The following is a 2131-nucleotide window of genomic DNA, read 5'->3' as shown; positions in this document are numbered from 1 at the left end:
CGTGCTCATTCAGATACACCAGGCCCTTCATGCCATCCGGCAATGCGTTGACCTGGCTAACATATTGAACGTCGGCCAGATTGAAGCCAGCGTTTGCGATTTCGGTGGCGGAACCACCCGAGGTGTAGTGCAGAGTTGCCATCCAGTAATCCTTTTTCTCGTTCGATAGCGCCCGAGGCCTACCTACTAGAGGGTGTATATTAGCGCCAAATCACATAAAGACACCCGTTGATAAAATCATTGAGCGTTTGTAGGAATGCTGCATGCATTGTGGCTTATTTTCATAAAAACGGGTTGTACACAAGAAACTTATCGCTTTTCTTAGGTCACAATCCCGGCGGAATCGCGACTTTATTTTGAAATAGCTGTAGCTTCGCAACTTAGGACGTTTAAATTACGGCAAATTACATTCTTGTTTGTTTTTGATTTATCAATTTACCTTACGAGATGAAAATCAGACAGACGTTAGCCACAAGAGCCAAGCCGCTCCGCGGTCTCACTGCCGCAAGCAATTAGTTGTGGACAATTCGTAGGCATCTGCGCGCTCAGCGGGCGGCAGATCTCCGTGATCGAGATCAAGTCAATGTAGGAAGCCGCTCAAGGTGAGAATAGGGGCGGTTCCCAGTTGGAGCGCCTGCCGCACTCGCCCATGAGGAAGACTTAAGCGACATCAAAGCGGTTCGGCCCACGTTTACAAGCGAGCGACAACTGCGGAATGACTGCCGGGTTCGCGGTGCCTGGTTCCTGCTCTCGCGCTCAAGTAATTGGCAGTCCCGATTTATCGATCGTGATCTGCGAAGGAGCGGTTTGTGAAGCCATGGCCGCTATTGCGCAGCGGATCTGATAGCGGCCCAGGGATCTGATACTCGATACCGGGCTCAGATGGGATCTGACCGTGCGTTGCCGACAAGAATCGAATAAGAGTAAAGAGACGAGAAAGTGCACACCGGATTACTCGCGAAGCCGTTTTGCTTCGTCGTCATGCACGGTGCGATGAGCTTCTCTTTCACTGAGATGCACTAAGTCCGTTTAAGACACGGAAGCGGCCGCGAACTGCGCCGAGTAAACTCGGTGGCGGGCAGATTCAAGCCACCCTTCAATGATACCCTGCTAGCGAACCCGCTGGTGACGAAGGTTGGGCACCCGCTTTGGAACAATCCGGTGCTTGAACAAAGACGGAGCGGCGGACCGGCTCGAGCAGAAGGTCCGCCGTTCCGGGTCGTTCAGATCACAAGAAACGAACCTGCTGCAAGCGACAGACCTGGAGAGAGCGTGGCGAACTGTATTTGAGCTGCGCCACCGATCCCGTCGCTGTCGAAAGAGAGTGCTCCGGTTGAGTTGTTGTAGATGATATGATCGGAGCTATCATGTGCGGCCGCACCCGCAAAGAAAGCATCGGATGAAAGGCCTCCCAGCTTAAGCCCGGCAAAAACCGCGTCGTCGAGCTGGATCTTGTCCTGGAGCTTGTTGAAGTCGGTGATCCTGTCGATATTACCGGCTCCAAGAGCGCTGTTGAACACGAAGGCATCATTGCCTCCGTTACCGGTCAAGATGTCGGCACCTCGTGCGCCGTTGATGATGTTCGCGCCGGCGTTGCCCTGGATGGCTTGGTTAAACTCGTTGCCAGTGAGATTGATTGCTCCCGTGCCGGAAGGATTTGTGGTGGCAAGAAGCTCAACTTGGGAGCCGGCCGAAAGAGCATAGCTCACCGTGGAAAATACCCTGTCGCCGCCGCCGCCGGCCGCTTCAATCACCCTGTCGCCAGCATTGTCGACGACGTAAGTGTCATTGCCGCCATAGCCTGTCAGCGTGTCGGCGCCACCCATACCGTTGATGTAATTAGCACCGGCATTGCCTTGGATCGTCTGGGCGAACTCGTTGCCAACGAGATTGATTGCTGCCGTGCCGGAGGGATTCGTGGTAGCAAGAAGTTCGACCTGCGAGGCTGCCGAGTGCACAAGCGCAAAGCTTGCTGAGGCGAGCACCTTGTCGATACCACCGCCCACCGCCTCGAACACCCTGTCGCCGGCATTGTCTACATAGTACGTGTCGTTGCCGCCATAGCCGGTCATGGTATCGGCCCCACCCCCGCCGTTGATGACATTGGCGCCGGCATTGCCCTGGATAGTCT

Annotated in this window: 1 protein-coding gene; it reads right to left on the bottom strand. The window is 54.7% G+C overall.

All coding sequences use genetic code 11. From position 1 onward, the window contains the following. Positions 1–1223: 1223 nt before the first annotated feature. Positions 1224–2131 (bottom strand): calcium-binding protein (locus tag NKH83_RS31505; RefSeq protein ID WP_352809065.1); only part of this gene is annotated, 908 nt, incomplete at its 5' end.

The sequence above is a fragment of the Mesorhizobium sp. M0909 genome (assembly GCF_040319515.1).
Lineage (GTDB): Bacteria > Pseudomonadota > Alphaproteobacteria > Rhizobiales > Rhizobiaceae > Mesorhizobium.
This window is presented reverse-complemented; position numbering and strand designations above follow the sequence as displayed.